Genomic DNA, 19,997 nt, shown 5'->3' with positions numbered 1-19,997 from the left:
GCCTGCTATTGTATAGGTCGGTGCGGTGACGGTTCCGGTCAATGGATCGAATGCCGCTCCGCCGCCTAGGTTGGTGGCGACGCTGGTGAGGGCGGCGTTGATCTGCCCGCCGTTGACGCCGTCTGTTGACCCTGTCGCTGTCGAGCCTGCGCCGACATTAACAATGGTCGTGCCCGCAACATTCAGCACATCATCCGCCGCCAGCGTGATACCGCCGCCGGTGATGTTCGGCCCGCCGGTGACGGCAATGCTTGTGATGCCGGTTAGCACGGGGTTGAGCGCAAATTCGACGTTGTTTCCGCTTTGCGTGGCTGCCAGATTGTCACCTGCCGTCAGCGTAACGGTCTCACCAGCGCCAACTGCGCTTGAAGTTGCGCCTGTCACCGTTCCTGTGCCACCAGCCGCTGCGGTCAGGTTGAACCCGCCGCCCGCTGCTGCCAGCGCATCGCCAACATTATTATAGGTAGAACCGTTCACGTTGAAGGTTGGGGCCGTAACGGTGCCGTCGGCGGCAATAGCTGCGCCGCCGCCAAACGCCGCTGCGATACCAGCATTGGCGGTATTGTTGCCGGTGTTGAGCGCTTCAATCGCGGCCGTCGTGTTACCAAAGGTCGCACCGGCTGCGTTGATCGTCGGGGCCGTCGCAATCGTGCCGTCCGGGTTGATGGCAAGGCCGCCGCCGGTCACAGTCTCGAGGCTGTCGCCCAGATTATTGACCGCCGTTGCCGTGGTGAACAATTGCGAACCGTTGATGGCATCGGTCGAGGTCGCCGAAACGACGCCTGCTGCGACATTCTGAATCTGACGCGGCGATCCAGGTGCGCCCACGGACACCACCGATGTTGGCCCTGTTCCAGCCGCCGTTCCGCCGTTCAGCGTAAACGCACCTGTGTTCGGAGCTAAAGTTATCGATCCGCCGCCCAAGGCAACATCATTGGCATTGGCCGCAATGGCCCCATTTCCAAGGGCAAGACCGGCAAACTGGTCGGCCCGTGCGCCAACACCCATAGCTATGCTGTTAATGCCGGATGCAACCGCATTGTTACCGATAGCAATAGCTTGTCCAGCGGAGGCATTAGAACCGACACCGATGGCCACCGCTTGATCTGCGCTAGCTGTTGCAACTGGCCCTAGAGCCGTTGCATTCACACCTGTCGCTTGTGCGCCATTGCCGACAGCCGTCGCATTCTGCTGATTGGCAAGCGCGGAGGTGCCAAGAGCCGTTGTATCATTGGCGCTCGCTTGCGCATTGTTACCGGCGGCCAGCGCATTTTCACCGCTTGCATCGGTGTCGATGCCCAAAGCAGTGCTTTCCGCGCCAGAGGCAGAGGCGCCATTCCCAATCGCTACTGCATTTTCCAGCCCTGCTTGCGCGTTCAGGCCGATGGCGATTGTGTTTTCGGCATTTGCAATTGCACCCGATCCCTGGGCAATACTGTTAACACCTGTTGCATCCGAATTGTCACCCAGCGCTATGGAGCCGACACCAATTGCGGTGTTGGCATTACCGATCGCTACCGCGCCATTGCCGGTTGCTGTATTGTCCGCGCCCACCGCGACTGCGCCGGTGCCCGTGGCTGTGTTGGGGTCACCAATTGCAACTGCGCCATCGCCGTTTGCGACCTGACCATCACCAATGGCAACCGAGCGGCCCGTGGTGGTGGTGCCATTTGAGCCGATAGCAACGCTGTTGTCGCCATTGGCAATGACCGTGGGGCCAAAGGCAATGCTGTCGACGCCATTCGCTTGCGAGTCATTGGCGGTGGAATTGACGTTGCGGTATCTTGTCGCCTCCGCCACAGCTTGCGTGGTGTTGACTGTCAATGCGCTGAATGCCGCGCCAATGTTCGAATAATTGGCGCCGCCAATTGTGTAGGTTGGCGCAGTGACGGTGCCATCGACCGCCACAGATGCGCCGCCGCCAAGAACGGTTGCAATGCCATTGTTGGCGGTGGTGTTGGCAATGTTCAGCGCCTGAATGGCCGCAGTCACATTGCCGAAGATGGACCCCGCAGCAGTGATGCTTGGCGCGGATGCAATCGTGCCATTGGGGTTGATGACCAGGCCGCCGCCCGTGACCGTTTCCAAGCTATCGCCCAGATTATTGGCCGCCGTTGCCACGGTATACAATTGCGAACCATTGACGGCGTCAGTGGAAGCGGCTGAGACTTCACCCGCTGCGACATTTTGGATTTGCCGCTTGATCGTGCCCGAACCAACCGAGACGACCGCATATGCCGATGTGCCTGCAACACTTCCGCCATTCAGGGTGAACGGACCGCCATTGGCAAATGCCGTCACAGATTCACTGCCCAAAGCAACATCATCGAAATTTACGGCATTGGCTCGATAACCAATCGCAACACTATCACCGCCCGCAGCTGTTGACTCAGATCCAAGCGCTGTGGCGAACGTTGATGACACTTGCGCAAAAGAGCCGAGCGCAGTGCTTCCTAAGCCGGATACACTCGCCATGTAGCCAATAGCCACGCCATCGCCGGCGAATATATTGGCATTGGTGCCGATTGCTATATCGTTGGTGCCATCGGCAACGGCCGATGCGCCCAAAGCCAAAGTGCCTTGGCTGGTTGCACGGGCGAAATTGCCCAGCGCATTGGAATTAGTGTCAGTCGCAAAAGAGTTTCTGCCGATGGCAATGCTATTTTCCCCACTTGCGAATGATGACCGGCCGGCTGCGAATGAATCAACCCCGCCTGCAAGGGCCGCTGAACCGATTGCAATGGAATTGTCAGCCCCAGTGACGGCAGTGGCTCGGCTGCCCAGCGCAACAGAGCTTGCGCCCGCTGCGCTGCTGTCCCGCCCTGCGGCAAGAGAGTCGACGCCGGCTGCCACGCTTTCAGGACCAATGGCGACGCTGTTTGTGCCGCTTGCAACGCTGGCGGCCAGTGCCGAGTTAGCATTGAAATATTGCGTGCCGGAAGCAACCGAACTGTTCAACGCCGTAAGCGCCGAGCCGACATCGTTATAAGTGCTGCCCGCAATGGTGTAAGTGGGGGCAGTCAATGTGCCGTTTGCCGCAACGCTTGCGCCGCCGCCAAGCGCGATTGCAAGGCCATTGCTGGCATTGGTGTTGGCGCCGTTCAGCGCCTCAATTGCTGCCGTGGTGTTACTGAAGGTCGCGCCTGCTGCGTTAATGGTGGGCGCAGTTGCAATCGTGCCATCGGAGTTGATGGCAAGGCCGCCGCCGGTCACTGTCTCCAAGCTGTCGCCCAGATTATTGGCTGCCGTTGCCAAGGTGAACAGTTGCGATCCGTTGACGGCGTCGGTCGATGTCGCCGAGAGCACGCCCGCGCCGACATTCTGGATTTGCCTTTCATTGCCAGCACTGCCGACCGAGACCACGGATGTGGGCGCGGGAGCCGCCGCCGTGCCGCCGTTCAGTGCGAGCACGCCGGTGTGGGGCAATTCGGTTACGGAGCCTGCGCCCAATGCCACGCTGCCTGTCACGGTTGCTTCAGCGCCATTGCCCAATGCCGTGGCATTGACTGCATCGGCATATGTGGCGGCACCAAGAACGGTTGCACCGGCGGCAAGGGCTTCTGAGTTATAGCCTATGCTGACGCTGTTTGATGCGGTGGCGTTGGAGGAAGCGCCAGCGGCCGTGCCAGTTGATGAAGCGGAAGCATTGGAGCCAAATGCCGTTGAGTTAGCGTCAGTTGCCGAAGCATCCGCACCAAGGGCAGTAGCTCTTGCTGCCAAGGCTGCTGAATTGCGGCCAATGGCGACGCTGTTATTGTCTTGCGCATCGGCATTGGTGCCGATGGCAATGCTAGAAGTGCCCGCCGCAGCGGCATTGTTGCCCAGTGCGATATTGCCTGCTTGAGCAGCATTTGCACTGTTACCGAGCGCAATCGCCCCATCGCCAAACGCTTGGTTGTTGTTGCCTAGCGCCAATGCGCCGTTACCCGAGGCGTTATTGTTTGCGCCGACGGCAACCGCGCCGGTGCCAACAGCATTGTTGGGGTCACCAATCGCCACCGCGCCATTGCCGTCTGCCACCTGCCCGTCACCAATAGCGACTGCACGGCCAGAAATTGTCGTCGTGCCGCCCGAACCAATGGCAACGCTGTTTGCACTGTTGGCAACCACACCGGAACCGATGGCAATGCCATTGGCACCGAATACGCGAGCTTGATTACCCACGGCAACTGAATCGCTGGATCCCGTGAAGGCCTCGCTGCCGATTGTCACTGAATTAAAGGCGGAGCTAGTATCCCTGCCGATGGCAATCGATTCTGTGCCCGCTCCAGCACGAATGCCCAGAGCTACGCCATTTGTATCAGCATTCGCTGAAGCGCCAGCCGCAAAAGCACCATCACCGCTCGCCAATGCACTATTGCCGATTGCAAGGCTATATTCTCCTTGTCCTGTCGCCAATGTACCAACGGCAACAGCACCGAGGCCCGTTGCTCTGGCGTTGGCGCCAAGCGCAGTGCCATCATCGACATCTGTCATGGCACCCGCGCCAATAGCAGTGCCATTACTAGCAGTTGCTTGAGAGAAAATTCCCACCGCAGTGGACGATATCCCGATGGCGCTGGACTCTCGGCCAACCGCCACCGCATTGGTGATGGCTTCTGCGTTGGTGCCATAGGCTGCGCCATTCACTGCCGCGCTGGCGTTCAAGCCGATGGCGACGCCAAATTGGGAAGCATTGGACGCATTGCCAATGGAAACGCCATAAGCCCCGCTGCTATTGGCGGCGCGGCCGATTGTAACGCTGGCCTCAGCATTGCTGCCCGCGCCTGACCCAATGGCCACGGCATTTAGCCCGTTTGAAAATGAGCCTTCGCCGATGACAATTGCGTTTGTATTGGTTGCGCTTGCCCCCCGCCCAATGGCGATAGTGGACGCCGAACTGGCCACCGATTGACCGCCAACAGCGATGGAATCCCCACCCGTTGCGGCCGCGCCGCCGGTTGCATTGCCGCCCAGCGCAGTCGCGCCTGCGCCGGTTGCGCGCGTCGCATTTGCCGCCGTTGTGCCGCCCGCGCCAACCGCCGTTGCATTGCTGCCCGTGGTGGCCGTGGTGCGAACGCCGATGGCGACCGAGTTGGCCGAGGATGCGGTTGCACTTGTGCCCAAAGCAATCGCGTTGGTCGAAGCGGAGGTTGACAATGTGCCCAGCGCAATCGAGTTGGTGGCGCCGGTGGACGCCGCGGTGCGGCCAATGGCAATCGCGCCGTTGCCGGACGCTGTGGTTGTGCCGCCAACAGAGTTGGTGCCGATGGCAATCGCATCATTGTTCGATACCGCAACGCTTTGGCCAATGCCGATGCCGCCAGTGCCGGCGGCGCCGTTCAACACGACATTCTGCCCCAAAGCGACCGATCCGCTTTGCGAGCTGGAGCTAAACTGACCGATAACGGTGGCGTTATTGGCTGTGGACACCGCGCCTTGGCCCACCGCAATTGCGGCTTGCCCGGTTGCGCGCGATTGGCCGGAAATGGCGAGCGAATCCTGCCCCGTTGCTTGCGCGCCCTGGTTGAAGTTACCGCCCAGCGCGGTAGCGCCAGCGGCCGAAGCCAGCGTTGCGGTCGCGGCGGTGCTGCCGCCCGAACCAATGGCGGTTGCGCCCGAACCGACGCTGGCGGCCGCGCGCTGACCAATGGCGATGGTGTTGTCGGCCGATGCCGCGGTGTTGCCGCCAATGGCAATCGCATTTGTCGCGCCGGTCGATGCAGCGTTCAGGCCAATCGCGATGCCCGCTGTGCTGCTGGAGCGTGATTGCCCGCCAATGGCAATCGCGTCGGTCTGCGTTGCTTGCGCGCCGCTGGTGGCATTGCCGCCAATGGCTGTCGCGCCAGCCGCTGTCGCGCGCGTGGCCGTTGCTGCATTGGTGCCGCCATTGCCAAGCGCGGTGGCGCTGGTTGCGGTGGCCTGCGCCAAGCTGCCGAGCGATGTGCTGTTCAGCGCGCTGGCGACAGAGCGGTTGCCGACGGCTGTTGCTGTCACGCCGGTCGCATTTGCACTTGTGCCCAAAGCGATGGCGTCAACCGCGCCTGTGCCAACGCTGGCCTGAAAGCCAATGGCCATTGCGCCCAATGCGCCGGTATTGACCGTTGCCTGCCGCCCGATGGCCAGCGCACCATTGGCGTTGGCGACCGCGTCGGATCCAACGACAACAATTTCATTGGCGGTGACATTTTGCGGAGTTCCGCCTGGATTGATGACAACCGCATTGCTGGAGCTGACTGTGGAAAAGCCTCCGGCGCTGGCCACAGCGAAGGTCTGGTTGCCGCTGACGGTCACCTGATTACCGATCGCGGTAGCATTGATGCCGCTGACATTCACATTAGCGCCAATGGCTGTGGCGTCGGCTCCGGTAGCGGAAGAGCCAGAGCCAAGGTTGGTGGCCTGCGCCATAACAGGCGAGGAAAAGCCGAAGAGGACCGCGCCAATGGTCGATGCGGTGCCTGCGCCCAGACGTCCAATTTTTGCCTTTTGGCCCACGCCCAAGGTCAAAGTGGATATGCGCAGCGCGGCCATGATCCGCCGCCTTGTGGTCCAGCCAAGTTTCGCGTTGCTATGCCCGTCGCCGCCTAGAAACGCGGCATAATGTTGGCGATGACGATGTATATTATCATGAAAACGCTGAACAATGCTCTCTTCGGCTAAACGATCGGCATTGGCTTGGTCTTCGGGTGAAAGGGCAAATTGAATATAGTTGCCAGAAAAATTCATCGTCATTATGTATTCCCTCTGTAAAGGTCGCTGAAAAATGTGCGATCTTCCTGAAGGATAAATAGTAAACAAAGATTAATGTGAATCTTGCAACTTGTCCATATTGAATTTAATATTCATCTATATTGAACTATAATTCAGTCCATTTCGGATATGTATTCAATTTGACTTGATGTATCATTCGCCGCCAAAGGCAATCAGGCTGCGGCTTTCCACCCCTGCGCTGCGCAATTTCACTGCGCCGCCCAAATCGGGAAGGTCGACGATAAACAGGGCGGTGTCGACAACGCCTCCTCCACGCCGGATCAAATCTATTCCAGCCATGGCCGTGCCGCCGGTGGCAATAAGGTCATCCACCAGCAGGATTTTCTGTCCGGGTTGCACCTGACCCAAATGCATTTCGATCCGGTCGGTGCCATATTCCAGTTCGTAATCCGTGCCGATTTTTTCGCCCGGCAGCTTTCCGGGTTTGCGCAGCATCAGCTTGCCCAACCCGAGCGCATAGCTCAGCCCCGCCGCAACAATGAAGCCGCGCGCTTCTATCCCCGCGATCAAGCTGGTATCCGCTGGAACCATCGCGGCCATTCGGTCAATGGTGGCCCGAAACCCTGGCCCATCAAGCAGCAGCGTCGAAACGTCCCGGAATATGATGCCCGGCTTGGGATAATCAGGAATGGCACGGATGAGAGCGGCAAGGTCGGAGTTATCGGTCATTGGCTCACTTGGCCATTACGGGCGGATATATTCAAGCAGAAATATAGGATCAGCAGCTCTTCATATCGAAAAACGATAAAACACCTTGACGGCCACCCCGATCGAATTTATTGATTATCAATATAGAAAATATCGAATTATGATAAGGGATGATTGCATGCTGCACCGAATAGTCACTTTGCTGAAGGTCCTAAACTGGCTCAATTGGATACTCGCGGTCCTATTTGTGGCCTTCGCGGCGGCTACTTTTATCCCGGCATTTGGGGATCCACTGACTGCGTTGATGCAACGAAAATTAAGCGCTGATCAGGTGGTAGAGATATTGCAGATTTGGCGAATGCTCGCCCTGTTGTTGATCCCGACTGCTTATGCCGTGCACCGGATATTCAAGGCGATTATCGCAATTGTCCAAACTGCGATAACAGGCGACCCGTTTATTACCGATAACGCCCATGGGCTTCGCATCATCGGTTGGGCCCTGCTTGCCATTCAAATAATCGACCTGTTTTCTGGTCTTTTGATGATGCGGCTAAGCGAGGTGTCGGGGGAATATGCTGGATGGAGTCCGGCTGTAACCGGCTGGCTTGCGGCATTGTTGATGTTTGTCTTGGCGCGCATTTTCGAACATGGTGCCCGAATGCGCGATGATCTGGAGGGCACGATCTGATGCCGGTGAAGGTCAATCTTGACGAGTTATTATATCAACGCCGCATGACACTGACCGAATTGGCGGAGCGCGTGGATATCACAATTGCCAACCTGTCCATTTTGAAAACCGGAAAAGCCAAAGCAGTCCGATTTTCGACATTAGAGGCGATTTGCCGCGCGCTGGAATGTCAACCGGGCGATTTGTTGGAGTATGAACAAGGAGAGGGCGAATGACAATCTGGCAAGCAATATGCCGATCTTATCAGCAAGCGGCGGCTTTCATGCGGGCGCACCCGTGGCTTTTGCTGGTACCGATTTCCGCCGAAATGGCCCAGCATGCGGCCGAAATGTATATCGGAATGTATGACAGCACCGACATGGCGATACAGGTGGAAAACCACCCGCTGCGCATGGGCATTGGGATGATCAAGATTTTGGCCATCAGCTTTCCCGTCTATTGGGTGGCGCGTTTCATTTCGGCCAAGGTAGCTGACGATAGAGTAACGAAATTTGAACAGCCTGCTGCACGGTTATTTGGCATTTATTTGCTTGTGATGACGGCAATTTCTGCAGCCCAGTTGTTTCTTTTGTCCAGTAGTGCGTCGGCAGCTATCTTCAGCATGGTCCTTGGCATGATTTTCACCAGCCTGCTGATCGGTTGGGCTGTGGCCGCTCCGCTTGGCCATGCTGAAATGGGCCCAGTGCAGTCGACCCAGCTAATGTGGCGGCACATTCCGGCGACAATCGTCATAACATTCATTGCGATAATGCCGCTGATGATACCGCATTATTTGCTGGCTGCCGCCGCGATCCATGCGGATGCACATATGCTGAAATGGGGAATATTGATCATTGATTCCCTGTTGGTCGGATGGCTGTCCATATTGATCAGCAGCAGCTTCTTTTTTGCTGCTGCACGCGCTGCTCGGTTAAGCCCAAGCTGGCGCCATTATTTTTCGCATTCAACTCATGGAGCATAATCCGATGCATCAGATATCAAAATTTCGCTCATGTTTGTTGCGGCCTTTGCGTAGCGGTGCAAAGAAAAAGGGCGGCCCATTGCTGGACCGCCCTCTAACCTGTCCCAAATGGGAAAAGCTTATTTCAGCTCGACGGTTCCGCCAGCAGCTTCGATCTTCGCTTTGATTTCTTCTGCTTCGGCTTTGTTCGCGCCTTCTTTCAATGGCTTTGGTGCGCCTTCGACCAGAGCTTTTGCTTCGGTCAGACCCAAGCCGGTGATTGCACGTACTTCTTTAATCACTGGGATCTTGTTGCCGCCGTCGCCGGTCAGGATTACGTCAAATTCGTCTTTCTCTTCAGCAGCAGGCGCATCGCCGCCAGCAGCAGGACCAGCAACCGCAACAGCAGCAGCGGCGCTAACGCCCCATGCTTCTTCCAATGCTTTTGCAAGATCAGCAGCTTCCAATACGGTCAGCTTCGAAAGTTCTTCTACAAGTTTAGCTACATCAGCCATATTAATAACACTCCGATTTCTTCAATATTTGTCGGCCCGACACATGCGTTCGGCGCCCGTTAACAGATAAATATGATGCTGCCCGTTTTAAGCAGCTTCTTTTGCGGCATAAGCTCCAAATACCCGTGCCAGTTTCGCCGCCGGTGCAGTCGACAGTTGAGCGATCTTGGTTGCTGGCGCATTGATAAGGCCAACAATCTTGCCGCGCAGTTCGTCGAGTGACGGCATCGAAGCCAGCGCCTTAACGCCATCAATGTCCAATACGGTATCACCCATCGCACCGCCGACAATTTCAAGTTTGTCGTTGGTTTTGGCGAATTCGACCGCAATCTTTGCAGCGGCGACCGGATCCGTCGATGTGGCAAGTGCAACAGGACCATTGAGCAGATCGCTCAAAGGCGCATATTGCGTGTCCGCAAGGGCAATTTTGGCAAGGCGGTTCTTGGAAACCTTATAAACGGCACCAGCGTCGCGCATTTTAGTACGAAGCTCGGTCGATTGCGACACTGTCAGGCCCAAATTGCGGGTGACAATGACGGCGGCCGCTTCGTTAAAAGTTGCGTTCAGCTCTGCAACCGCTTCGGTCTTTTCAGAACGGTTCATGCATTACTCCTTTTTCGGAATGGGCAAGCAGAAAGCCGGTCCATCCCAACACGAAATTACGAAACCGGCATGATGCCGCTTTCGCGCTTAATTGTCCGTGGGGATGTTGACTGTGCCAGCGCGCCCAACAGGGGGAGCATTAGCGGGCCGAAATCAGAAGATACGGCAAAAATCTCTTTCCCCGTCTAGGCTGGAAATTAAGATAGGCATATTCCCATCACCGGCTGTCTCGGACGGTTGTTCAATGAAGCCGTCGCTTCACTGAACGAACGGGGCAATAGCAGCGCGGGCAGCAGAGTCAATAGGGAAGGGCGAAGCCTCCCTATTTTGCTGCTGCCCTTAACTGTGCGTCATTGGCTTTGGCATAATGACCGCGCGAGATGATATAGGCGCGAACCTGTTCCGCTTCTGCCGGTGTCAGCACGCTTTTGAAGCTGACCATGCCGCGTTCTTTCAATATGCCATCAATGATGATCGACCGGAAAGTATCCGCATCGGCGATAGTGCCTGATTTGCGCAGGTCGGGCAGCACGCCGTTACCCACAGCTCCCGGATTGTGACATACCAGGCAATAGCGTTGGTAATTCGACTGCCCAGCGGCGATATCAGCAGCCGTGCCAAATTGTTCGGGCGGTTTCCACACATAGGGTTCAGCCTTTGGCAGGTCCGGCAGCTTTGCCGTTCCGCCAAGTTTCAGCACGATCAGGCGCGGGATGTTGGGGATTTGCCCCGATGCGCCCGCCGCATAACCCGACACGAGCGGAAATGCACCGCCCTTGCTGGTCATAAAGGCAACATATTGTTCGCCATCCACCATATAGGTCGATGCGCCGGTAAGTACGCCGGATTGCACATCAATATCGAGGAGCTGCTTACCGCTATCGGCTGCGAAAGCCTTAAAACGGCCCATCGCGTCACCCTGAAACACCAGATTACCTGCGGTGGTCATTGTGCCGCCATTCCATGGTGCAGGCTGATCGACTTTCCAAGCGGGCTTGCCAGTTTTCGGATTAAAGGCGACCAGCTGCCCTTTGGTGGCTGCTTTGATGGCCTTCACAGTGGCGACGTCATCAGGCAGGTCAGCGGCAGCGGTTGCGCTTCCGATGTTGAAACCAAGCGGTTTACGCTCCTGCTCATTGGCTGCAACCGGGGGCATATAGGCGCCGCCAATATACTGCGCCGGAATATAGACTAAGCCGGTGGCTGGATTATAGCTCATCGGATGCCAATTATGCGCGCCCAATGCCGATGGATTGGCCAAATATAGCTTGCCTGTCACTTCATAACGGGCCTCGGGATTTTCTATCGGGCGGCCCGTTGTTTTATCATATCCGGTAGCCCAAGTGATTCCGTCGATAAATGGTTCTGCGGACAGCATTTTGCCATTGCGCCGGTCAATGGTGAAAAAGAAGCCGTTTTTCGGCGCGTGATATAGCACCGGCACTTGCTGCCCACCCCGTTCTTCCTTGGCCAAGATGATCGGCTGTGTCGCGGTATAGTCCCATGTCTCACCGGGCGTTTCCTGATAATGCCATTTATATTCACCGCTATCGGGGTTCAGCGCGACGATGGAGGATAGGAACAAATTGTCCCCTTCACCATTGGACCGGATTTTATGGTTCCACGGATTGCCATTGCCCACACCCAGATAAAGCTGATCGAGTTCGGCGTCATACACAATTGCGTCCCACACGGTGCCGCCGCCGCCCGATTCATGCCAATCGCCGGGCTTTTTATCCTTGCTCCATGTGGCATAGACAGTTTTCATAATACTGTCGCTCGCCGCACCGTCGGCCACGCCATTGGGATTGGGCGTGGTGTAGAAGCGCCAGGCCTGTTTTCCTGTGGCGGCATCGTAAGCAGTAACATAGCCGCGCACACCAAATTCTGCGCCGCCAAAGCCGATGACGACCTTATCCTTTACGATCCGGGGAAAGCCGGTGATGGTTCCATTACCTTCTTTATCGAGCGTCTGTTGGCTCCACAATTCTTTGCCCGTGGCCGCATCGAGGGAGACAAGGCGGCCATCAATGGTGCCCAGAAACAGCTGCCCTTTCCAAAAAGCAACGCCCCTGTTTACCACGTCGCAGCATGCTTTCACGCCGCGCGCCTGATCGACGCCGGGGTCATAATTCCAAAGCGGCTTTCCGCTTTTGGCGTCGAAAGCAAAAACTTTCGACCATGGGCCGGTTACGAACATTTTGCCATCGACCACAACCGGCGTCGATTCGTGGCCGCGCGCATCGGGCAGGTCAGCAAACCATGCAATGCCAAGCTGCCCGACATTTTCTGCGTTAATCTCGTCCAGCGGGCTATGGCGCTGCTCATCGGTGGAAAATCCCGGGCTGGCCCAATTGCTGCCATCGCCCCCGCTTTTCAGATATTCACTGTCAATGGCGGCAAGGGCCGGGTCTTTCGCAGCTTCGCTTTCCACCTTGCTGCACCCGCCAATGGTCAAAGCGGCTACCGCCAGCAATGCGGACGATATGAATATGTTGCGCATGATGCGACTCTCCCCTTGATAATCTCTCTCGGGCAAGATGCTAGTTAATCGCGCGATTAAGGTCCAGCGGATTATTGCCGAGCGTCAATCGCCTCGACAATGCGCCGCGCCTTCGGCCAAATAAAAATGGCCACCGGTTGATTGTCCGGTGGCCATTTATGGTCCTACCCCTAATTTTCCGTAGCATGGTTACCAGTAAAAACCGCGATACACCCTTACGACATGGCCGCTGCGGATATTGACCAGCAACAGGTCGTTATAATGCCGGATATAGCGTTGGTTATAGCCGGGTGCAGGGAGGCGCTGGCTGGCATGGTTGTTCACTATGTAACGCGACCCATAATATTGCGAGCTCATCCGCACGCCAGTGTTCCAGCTATTATAGCGGAAGGGCGCATTGAACCGCGCGGCCCGGTAATTGGCTCGATTCACTTGACGCCGGTAATCCTGTTTATCTTCGCGATATTCTTGGCGAGCTTCGCGCACTTCGCTTCGTGCATCACGAATTTCAGCGCGGGTGCCGTAGCGTTTGGCTTGCCGCAGATCTTGTTTTTCCTCGCGGATTTCGCGAACATCCCGGCGCAATTCTTGGGGTGTGGTTTTGGCTTGAACGGCAACCGGCGTCAGGACGGTGGCAGCCGCCAATAAGGCGATAATATGCTTTTTCATCTTTCGATCCTTTCCATGAACAATGAAGCAGTTTGCTCCATATGTTCATGTATAAGGCCGTTACGATGAACGGCGCCCGACCAATTGTATCAGGCACCGTCCAGAATTGTCGCAAATTGTAATAGGCACAGGCCCTAAGCCGAGCGGCCTAAATCAGCTCGACCGCCACCGCCGTTGCTTCACCGCCGCCAATGCAAAGCGAGGCGACGCCGCGTTTCAAACCGCGGTCCTCCAGCGCGCCGAGCAAGGTTGTGATAATCCGTGTGCCAGATGCACCAATAGGATGGCCGAGGGCAGTCCCGCCACCATTGACGTTAATCTTGTCATGCGGGATGTTGAGGTCATGCATCGCAAACATGGCGACGCAGGCAAATGCTTCATTGACTTCCCAAAGGTCCACATCGGCGACCGACCATCCGGCTTTGTCCAAACATTTTTGAATCGCGCCAACCGGGGCGGTTGTAAAGGCGCTGGGCTCATGAGCATGGGCGGCATGGGCAACGATGCGAGCTACGGGCTTTTTGTCACCGGCATTGCTTTCGCGGGTCAAGACGACGGCGGCCGCGCCGTCGCTGATCGAGCTGCTGGTTGCCGCAGTGATCGTGCCGTCCTTGGCAAAGGCGGGGCGCAGCGTCGGGATTTTGTCGGGCATACCTTTGCCTGGCGCTTCGTCCGTATCGACCACTATGTCGCCTTTGCGAGTTGAAATAGTAACTGGCACGATTTCACGCGCAAATTTACCTTCCGCAATTGCGGCTTTGGCGCGGTTTAGGCTTTCGATCGAATAATTGTCCATCGCTTCGCGGGTCAATTGATATTCATTCGCGGTTTCCTGAGCAAAGCTGCCCATGGCGCGGCCTTCTTCATAGGCATCTTCAAGGCCGTCGAGGAACATATGGTCATAGGCGGTGTCATGGCCGATGCGCGCGCCGCTGCGATGTTTTTTCAACAGATAAGGTGCATTGGTCATGCTTTCCATGCCGCCCGCAATGATCAGGTCGGCGCTGCCAGCGGCCAGTGCTTCTGCGCCCATAATCACCGTTTGCATACCCGATCCGCAAACCTTGTTCACCGTGGTTGCTTGCACCGATTTGGGCAGGCCCGCTTTGATGCCTGCTTGCCGCGCAGGCGCTTGACCCAGACCCGCCGGCAGGACGCAGCCCATATAGATGCGGTCCACATCCGCGCCGTCAACACCCGCCCGCTCAACCGCTGCCTTGACCGCCGCTGCACCTAGATCGGTCGCGCTGGCATCGGATAAAACGCCCTGCATCGCGCCCATAGGTGTGCGCGCATAGGATAGGATGACTACGGGATCTGCGGTGCTCATAGGTATGGTCCTTATTATCGTTAAAATATGGCTTTACATTAGGGATAGCGGCGATGCGATGCAATGGGGGAATATGATGCGGTTCTTGTATATGAGAGCCGTCCTACACAGGCCTAATCCGATCCCGTCTCTACGCGAATGAGCGAAGTCCGGGCATTTTTGGGGAAAGCGGTTAATCAAAATGCAGTGATTTAATCATACGCTTAAAACAGGTTTTCAATTGCAACCCCTTCGGTTACAAAGATAGCTGTTAAGGGGCAGATTATGAGAGAAGGAGAATATTCATGAGCACCGATATGAAAGCGATATTGGAAAAGCAGCGCGCCAGTTTTACGGCCGCCATGCCGGAACCCATGTCGGTGCGACGGGACCGGATGGACCGGGCGATCGCGCTATTGATCGATCATAAGGATGATTTTGCCAAGGCGGTGTCGGCCGATTTCGGCCATCGCAGCGTCGAACAAACGCTGATGACGGATATCATGCCGTCGGTCAGCGCGCTGAAACATGCGAAAAAGCATTTTGAAAATTGGGCGCGCGGTGAAAAGCGAAAGCCGACTTTTCCGCTTGGCCTGATCGGGGCAAAGGCAAATGTCGTCTATCAACCCAAGGGCGTGGTCGGCGTGGTCGCGCCTTGGAATTTTCCCATCGGTATGGTCATGGTGCCGATGGCCGGCATATTGGCCGCTGGCAACCGGGCGATGGTCAAGCCTTCCGAATTTACCGAGGAAGTATCCGCGCTATTTGCCGAGGTGGTGCCCAAATATTTTGATGAAACCGAAATGGCGGTCTTCACCGGCGGGGTTGAGGTGGGGACCGAATTTTCTTCGCTGCCTTTCGATCATTTGATTTTCACAGGCGCTACGCCGGTGGGAAAACATATCATGCGGGCGGCGGCCGAAAATTTGGTGCCCGTCACGCTGGAGCTGGGCGGCAAATCGCCGACAATCATTGGCCGCAGCGCGGATAAGAAAAAAGCCGGTGAGCGCATCGCGCTGGGCAAAATGATGAATGCCGGGCAAATATGCCTCGCTCCCGATTATTTGATGGTGCCCAAGGAACAAGAAGCAGACGTTATCGAAAGCGTGCGCCAGGGCGTTACCGCCATGTATCCCACATTGTTGCATAATGATGATTATACCAGCATCGTGAATGGCCGCAATTTTGAACGGTTGCAGGGCTATCTGGAGGATGCCCGCGAAAAAGGCGCGGAGCTGATTGAGGTTAATCCCGGTGATGAAGATTTTACCAGCTCCAACGGCAATAAAATGCCGCTGACGATATTGCGCAACGTCAACGACGATATGAAAGTGATGCAGGAGGAAATTTTTGGCCCCATCCTGCCGGTGATGACTTATGAAAGCATGGATCAGGCGATTGATTATGTGAATGCACATGACCGTCCGCTTGGCCTATATTATTTTGGCAATGACAAAAATGAAGAAGAGCACGTGCTCGGCAAAACCGTGTCAGGCGGCGTGACGGTCAATGACGTGATTTTCCATAATGCCATGGAGGATTTGCCCTTTGGCGGTATTGGGCCGTCGGGCATGGGCAATTATCATGGAGCCGATGGTTTCAAGACTTTCAGCCATATGCGCGCGATTTTCCGGCAAAGCGGGCTGGATGTGGCGGGGATCGCAGGATTTAAGCCGCCTTATGGCAAGGCGACCGCGAAAACATTGGCAAAAGAGTTAAAAAAATAACCTCTATTCTTCCCCTTGCAACGGACGCTGCTCTCGGTTAGAGGAGCCTCCGCTGCAACGGCGAAGGCCGATGTTGCTGTGCCCCAGTGGTGGAATTGGTAGACGCGCTGGACTCAAAATCCTGTTCCGAAAGGAGTGCCCGTTCGAGTCGGGCCTGGGGCACCATTTTCCTTTATATTGATCTTAGCCGCCCCTTTGTGGCGGGCTTATTACGCGTTTCGCCAAATAGCGTAACAGTTCCAACAGCAGCACAGCGAGCAGGGACAGCCCCAACATGGGCAACATAAAGCCCGCAACGATCATCAGCGCGATAAACCCCCTTTGTTTATGCGCCGGAGGTTGCGGCGGCGCGCCCAATGTCCCTTGCGGACGTCGGCGCCACCACATGATGGTCCCGCTGACCGCGACCAATATCAACGCCAGCGCGGTTAGCACCCCGACCAATTGATTGACCCAGCCGAAAAGCTGCCCTTCATGCCAAGCAATGCCATAGCCGACGACCTGGTCAATGGCATGTTGATCGTCAAAGCCTTCGCGTTTCGTCACGTCGCCCGTTCGCGCATCAATCCAGATTTTGCGCTGCTCTGGCCGGTTCTGCGTTTCCGTCGTTGCCAGCCAGTCCGGGCCGTTGGGCGGGCCAAATTTGGCGGGCGCTCCGGGCGGTTGAATGATGGCAGGAAAGGGAAGCTTCTGCCGTACCGCAATGGCCGCGACCTGCTGCAGGCTCAGCTTCGGCTGGTTGCTTGCCGGCACGGCTTCATTGGGCTTGGTCGATGCCGGTTCATGCAAATGCGCGGAATGATCGTCCTGCTGCCCAGCTGCCGCCTCGCCGTTTTTCCACTGCTGCGGCTTTGCGTCGGTCCAGCCCATTTCCGTGCGCACCGTGCGGAACCCGTCACCCCAAAGCTCGGTCCATGGCAGGCCGGAAAATAGCAGCACCAGGGCGAGCCCCGACACCCAAAAACCGGTCACGCTGTGCAAATCACGCCAGAATAGCCGCTTTCCTTTTTGCCCCCAACGCGGCCATAAGACACCGGCGAGGCGCGGCCCACCGCTTCGCGCACGCGGCCACCATAAATATAAACCTGTGAGGATCATGATAATCGCCCAGCTGGCCGCCAGTTCAACCAGATAGCTGCCCCACTTACCCAGCAGCAACGATCCGTGAATATGCGAGACCGTTGATGAAATCCGATCCTTTGGCCTGACCGATGCCAAATAATCGCCGGATGGCGCGATATAGACATCGCGCTTGTCTCGCTTCCCAAGGCTCAATCGCACGACCGCCGCATCGCCGGGGGCTTGTGGCAATCGGTAACTGACAAAGGTTGCGCCGGGATGCTGGGCCAGTGCGGCGTTAAGCTGCGCATCGGCGCTCACACTATTTTGGGTCGGAAGCCCGCGCCATGCGCTCTCTTCCCACCGATCAATTTGCGGCTTGAAAAGATATATTGCCCCAGTGACCGACAATATCAGGATGAAGGGTATCACAAATAACCCAGCATAAAAATGCCAGCGCCAGATACTTTGCGAGAGCGGTGATTTTGCCATTATATAGCTCCGATCAGAAACGGGCGCGAAGGCCGCCATAAATTGCGCGGCGCTCGGTGGGTTGGAAAATGCGGCTTGCGCTATTCGCGCTGATCACGGCGCTAATATCGCCCACTGCATTTTTGTCAGCGAGATTGCGCGCATCGACGAATAAGTCGATCCCCTCGGCGATATTTACGCCAGCGCTAATGCCCAATAACGTATAGCTGGGAACGCGCAGTTGATTGTTATAATCGGCAAAAGCACCGCGCGGCACCCATTCGATATTGGGCGTGATGTGCAAGCCATCTTTGCCCAAGCGCAGGTCACCGCGGTAGACATGGCGCGGGACCACGGGCAATTGGTTGTCGCCATATTGCTGGTCACCGCGAAAACGGAAATCATTATAGCTATATACTTGACGGAGCCGAAGCCATGGGGCGGGTTCGATACTCAGCGCCGCTTCCAATCCCTGATGCAATGTCCGCCCGGCATTAAAGGTTATTGTGGGTATGTCCGGGCCGACGGTGAATTGTAGCAGCTCGCCTGAAATTTCCGATCGGTAGGCCGAGATGTCCCAACTTACCGGCCCCGCGCTGCCGCGCGATCCCAATTCATAAGTCCATGCCGTTTGCGCTTCTATTGGAACAAAGCTGGCGATTTGAGCCAGTTCGATAAAGCCAGGAAATTCCGCCGACCGGCTGATATTGCCGTAAAATTGAATATCGGGCGTAGCTTCAAATAGCAGGCCAAATTTGGGGGAGAATTCCTGAAAATCCGCGCGGGCAAAAATGTCGGTTGCGCCGCCTGCAAAACTATTCAGATTTTGCTGTTGCTGCCTTTTCCCATCGGCGAATATTCCGCCAGCGATGAGCGTTAGCCGGTCCAGTGGTGTGTAGCGCAGTTCGCCATATAGGGATGCTGTACGGGCCTGTTGATCGGCTTGAAAGGTCGGCGCACCGCGCGCGCCGTCTATGTTGACAAACCGCTTTGAATTCACATTGCCAAAACGGGCTTCCCCGCCCAGTGTTGCGGCAAATGCACCTTGTTCCCAATCCAACCGGAAAAAGCCGCCCTTATCCACCGACTCTTGATCGACCACTTGGAAAATCGGGTGGTACAGCGATTTTGCATTCAGGAATATTCCAGTGTGCAACATCATATCGCCAAAGGTGAAGCTGGTCCGGTTTTGCAAGCGTAGCGAGTCAATATCGCGGGCTTGATCGCCGATGAAACTGCCGGTTTTTGGCGCAGTTAAAACCGTATTCAGATCAAGCGCACCGGGCAGTTCCTGATCGATATTGTTCACGCTGGCATAAAAACGGGTGGAGATATTGTCGGAAAGTTTCAGCCCGATATTACCGTGGAAACGCAGGCTGCGCCGCTGCGCATGGTCGCGGTCACCATCTGAGCTATCGGCGCTGATCGCTGCCCAATAATCGGCAGGTCCGCTTTCGCCGCCGATGGAAACCAACCCGCGATAGCTGTTAAAACTGCCCACGTCGCCGCGCATATAAATGCCATCGGCATCGCGGCCGGTAGGGGTTACTCCGTTAATCGCGCCGCCCAACGTGCCCGAACCAAGGCGCAGGGCATTGGCACCGCGATACACCTCTAAATGGTCAAAGAAGCTGGGGTCCAGTTCCTGAAAATCGCCGTTGTCATCGGCTAGGTTGATCGGCACGCCGTCCTGCAGGAGCGTCAATCCGCGCATATGGAAACCGCGCGATAAACCAGAGCCGCGCACCGATATGCGCACTTCCTGTCCATAGCGCGGTTGCAGGTAAACGCCGGGGGAAAAAGCGAGCACATCGCGCAGGCTGACTAGAGACTTGTCCGCATATTCATCATGAGTGACAAGGTCTGCGCCGCCCGGTGTTTGGGATACTTGTTGCGCAGCCTCGCTGGTTGCGGCCTGTCCGGTGACAATAATAGTGGTTGTGCCATCGTCAATTTCATTGGCGCGTGCGGCCGGTGAATGGGTGATGAGGGATAAGGCACATAAAGCAGCGCCGCAGCGCATGGCGGTCGAAAAATTCATCGTTTATATCCTGAAAATAAAGCAATTTGCAATTCGCCGCGAGGCGAAGCCATGAGACTTTTGCCATGCGGCGC

General features: G+C 56.4%; 13 protein-coding genes and 1 tRNA gene. 5 read left to right on the top strand and 9 right to left on the bottom strand.

The window, feature by feature from the left end:
* Both ACFOWX_RS00840 and ACFOWX_RS00835 read right to left on the bottom strand, forming a co-directional pair.
* Positions 1 to 6,711 (bottom strand): hypothetical protein (locus ACFOWX_RS00840; protein WP_381420555.1); only part of this gene is annotated, 6,711 nt, incomplete at its 3' end.
* A 171-nt stretch (positions 6,712 to 6,882) separates the two neighbouring features.
* Positions 6,883 to 7,419 (bottom strand): adenine phosphoribosyltransferase, encoded by a 537-nt coding sequence (locus tag ACFOWX_RS00835; protein ID WP_381420554.1) that lies wholly within the window; start codon positions 7,417 to 7,419, stop codon positions 6,883 to 6,885.
* Between the two features lie 157 nt (positions 7,420 to 7,576).
* Between ACFOWX_RS00835 and ACFOWX_RS00830 the strand changes: the two genes are divergently transcribed.
* Genes ACFOWX_RS00830 through ACFOWX_RS00820 form a run of 3 tightly spaced genes read left to right on the top strand, consistent with a single transcriptional unit; the run spans position 7,577 to position 9,047 of the window.
* Positions 7,577 to 8,086, top strand: coding sequence for a DUF2975 domain-containing protein (locus ACFOWX_RS00830; protein ID WP_381420553.1), 510 nt, complete (start codon positions 7,577 to 7,579; stop codon positions 8,084 to 8,086).
* Positions 8,086 to 8,301 (top strand): helix-turn-helix domain-containing protein, encoded by a 216-nt coding sequence (locus ACFOWX_RS00825; protein WP_381420552.1) that lies wholly within the window; start codon positions 8,086 to 8,088, stop codon positions 8,299 to 8,301. Before ACFOWX_RS00830 ends, ACFOWX_RS00825 begins: the two co-directional genes overlap by 1 nt.
* The gene (locus ACFOWX_RS00820) at positions 8,298 to 9,047 is read left to right on the top strand and encodes a hypothetical protein (protein WP_381420551.1); all 750 of its coding nucleotides are present in this window, start codon (positions 8,298 to 8,300) and stop codon (positions 9,045 to 9,047) included. Before ACFOWX_RS00825 ends, ACFOWX_RS00820 begins: the two co-directional genes overlap by 4 nt.
* 119 nt (positions 9,048 to 9,166) lie before the next feature.
* On the opposite strand, the gene rplL is transcribed toward ACFOWX_RS00820, so the two are convergent.
* The 5 genes from rplL to ACFOWX_RS00795 all read right to left on the bottom strand — a co-directional run bounded on the left by rplL (position 9,167) and on the right by ACFOWX_RS00795 (position 14,646).
* Positions 9,167 to 9,541, bottom strand: a complete 375-nt coding sequence (gene rplL / locus ACFOWX_RS00815; protein ID WP_381420550.1) for a 50S ribosomal protein L7/L12 — start codon at positions 9,539 to 9,541, stop codon at positions 9,167 to 9,169.
* Between the two features lie 87 nt (positions 9,542 to 9,628).
* Complete coding sequence (gene rplJ / locus ACFOWX_RS00810; RefSeq protein WP_381420549.1) at positions 9,629 to 10,144, bottom strand: 50S ribosomal protein L10; 516 nt, start codon at positions 10,142 to 10,144, stop codon at positions 9,629 to 9,631.
* A gap of 322 nt (positions 10,145 to 10,466) precedes the next feature.
* Positions 10,467 to 12,647, bottom strand: a complete 2,181-nt coding sequence (locus ACFOWX_RS00805; RefSeq protein ID WP_381420548.1) for a PQQ-dependent dehydrogenase, methanol/ethanol family — start codon at positions 12,645 to 12,647, stop codon at positions 10,467 to 10,469.
* A gap of 189 nt (positions 12,648 to 12,836) precedes the next feature.
* Positions 12,837 to 13,316: an RcnB family protein gene (locus ACFOWX_RS00800; protein WP_381420547.1), complete on the bottom strand. Its 480-nt coding sequence runs from the start codon at positions 13,314 to 13,316 to the stop codon at positions 12,837 to 12,839.
* 148 nt (positions 13,317 to 13,464) lie between these two features.
* Complete coding sequence (locus ACFOWX_RS00795; protein ID WP_381420546.1) at positions 13,465 to 14,646, bottom strand: acetyl-CoA C-acyltransferase; 1,182 nt, start codon at positions 14,644 to 14,646, stop codon at positions 13,465 to 13,467.
* A 284-nt stretch (positions 14,647 to 14,930) separates the two neighbouring features.
* Between ACFOWX_RS00795 and ACFOWX_RS00790 the strand changes: the two genes are divergently transcribed.
* Both ACFOWX_RS00790 and ACFOWX_RS00785 read left to right on the top strand, forming a co-directional pair.
* Positions 14,931 to 16,352 carry a coniferyl aldehyde dehydrogenase gene (locus ACFOWX_RS00790; RefSeq protein ID WP_381420545.1) on the top strand — a complete coding sequence of 474 codons (1,422 nt, stop codon included), beginning with the start codon at positions 14,931 to 14,933 and terminating at the stop codon, positions 16,350 to 16,352.
* A gap of 80 nt (positions 16,353 to 16,432) precedes the next feature.
* Positions 16,433 to 16,517, top strand: a tRNA-Leu gene (locus ACFOWX_RS00785).
* Between the two features lie 18 nt (positions 16,518 to 16,535).
* On the opposite strand, the gene ACFOWX_RS00780 is transcribed toward ACFOWX_RS00785, so the two are convergent.
* Positions 16,536 to 17,903, bottom strand: a complete 1,368-nt coding sequence (locus ACFOWX_RS00780) for a PepSY-associated TM helix domain-containing protein (RefSeq protein ID WP_381420544.1) — start codon at positions 17,901 to 17,903, stop codon at positions 16,536 to 16,538.
* A 13-nt stretch (positions 17,904 to 17,916) separates the two neighbouring features.
* Positions 17,917 to 19,923, bottom strand: a complete 2,007-nt coding sequence (locus ACFOWX_RS00775) for a TonB-dependent receptor family protein (RefSeq protein ID WP_381420543.1) — start codon at positions 19,921 to 19,923, stop codon at positions 17,917 to 17,919.
* Positions 19,924 to 19,997 lie beyond the last annotated feature (74 nt).

This window comes from Sphingorhabdus arenilitoris (genome assembly GCF_042651485.1).
In the GTDB taxonomy this organism is placed as follows: Bacteria; Pseudomonadota; Alphaproteobacteria; order Sphingomonadales; family Sphingomonadaceae; genus Sphingorhabdus_B; species Sphingorhabdus_B arenilitoris.
The sequence above is the reverse complement of the archived record's forward strand: the minus strand, read 5'-3'. Positions and strand labels throughout refer to the sequence as shown.